2 protein-coding genes are annotated in these 1,301 nt (G+C 39.8%); both read right to left on the bottom strand.

What is annotated here, in order from left to right; translation table 11 throughout:
• Positions 1-126: 126 nt before the first annotated feature.
• Positions 127-414 (bottom strand): hypothetical protein, encoded by a 288-nt coding sequence (locus tag FCV43_RS20110; RefSeq protein WP_136996178.1) that lies wholly within the window; start codon positions 412-414, stop codon positions 127-129.
• A 144-nt stretch (positions 415-558) separates the two neighbouring features.
• On the bottom strand, positions 559-1,236 hold the full coding sequence (locus FCV43_RS20100) for an FRG domain-containing protein (RefSeq protein WP_088733247.1): 678 nt from the start codon (positions 1,234-1,236) through the stop codon (positions 559-561).
• Positions 1,237-1,301: the final 65 nt, after the last annotated feature.

The raw sequence follows: 1,301 nt of genomic DNA, 5'->3' as shown, positions 1-1,301 counted from the left end.
TATGCAATATAACGCCTTGTTAAGGGGTGAACAACGCAATAAATAAGCTACCGCATGCCACCTTAAACACTAAAACGAACGCATAGTAAAAATACCACGCGTTGAGAATCCCTCTTGAACAATTTGTTAAATGCCGTCCACCCTTTCGCACACCCAAGCTTCTTCTACGCTATTTCGACTAGCTATACAGCCAGGAGGCATAGTAGCTATCTCATAAAGTGAAGCATCAAAGGACACTGCTTGTTCCATGCTTACAACCAACGTATCTGAAGCATTACTAGTAGTACCACACATGAAAGCCCAAGAGTGATCATCTGAATAATGGATCACTTGTAAAATGGGCAATCCTTGTTCTACTACTTGTTTCGTTATCAATGCTGCTACATTTTTATCTTGGTCAAAACTCCAAGTCATAATATTCCCCTAGGCATTTAACGCCCTGTTAAGGTGTGAGCAACGCAATACCGAAGCCGCCACATACCACCTTAAACACTAATGCCAACGCATAGTAAAAATGCCACGCGTTGCGAATCACTCTTAAACAGTTTGTTAAGTGCCTTATACACCGACAACTTCTTTAATTCTTTGCACAACTCCATCAATGCCCGGATATATAGACATTTTGTTGATGCCCAAAACACTAAGCTCTTTTTTTAAAGCCTTTTTGTACTCACCTGGGACAATAATTTTGCTAAAAATACGAATCTTATCCTCAGGATACTCGTCCAATGCTGGGACATCCAATTGAGCTTCCCCTAAAGGAAAACAAGCAAAACAACTCTCTTGTGCAGTAATACGTTCATTCAAGTGCTTAGGATAGAAGAATTCTACTGTTTTCAGGTCTAAACTAGGAAACTCATTGCTCCAGAAAGGGTCAACTCCCCAAACAACACCGTCTTCTAAGTTAAGCTCGTCCTCAACAGCAAAATACAGAGCTTTGAGAGGGTTACTTGTAAAATCTAAAAGCCGAGTCGGTAAGCCGTGGTGTTGAGCATGTAATATCCAATCAGAGTACTCTTTCGTTGAATTGTGAAAAAAAGGATGACCTAGTTTCTGAAATTCTTCGATAATTTCCTCTTCGATTTCTAAGATACCCTCAAATACTATTTTTTCGACACGGGCAATAGAGGGTAGTAACCGCCAGTCCTGAGCTTGCCCCCGATACAATTCAGTATGACATTCTCTACATATATCTAAGAAATCAGATACTGTTTTGATTTTTGATTCTTTTATCATAGATATTATCCAATCACTTTCTAAGGTATTGCGATACCTAGGCACTTAACGCCCAATTAAGGTGC

Source organism: Vibrio genomosp. F6 (assembly GCF_005146325.1).
Classification (GTDB): domain Bacteria; phylum Pseudomonadota; class Gammaproteobacteria; order Enterobacterales; family Vibrionaceae; genus Vibrio; species Vibrio cortegadensis.
The sequence above is the reverse complement of the archived record's forward strand: the minus strand, read 5'-3'. Positions and strand labels throughout refer to the sequence as shown.

What these genes read in the sequence shown, in the direction of transcription:
- FCV43_RS20110 (WP_136996178.1), bottom strand. Translation starts at nt 414, where the DNA reads ATGACTTGGAGTTTTGACCAAGATAAAAATGTAGCAGCATTGATAACG.
- FCV43_RS20100 (WP_088733247.1), bottom strand. Translation starts at nt 1,236, where the DNA reads ATGATAAAAGAATCAAAAATCAAAACAGTATCTGATTTCTTAGATATA.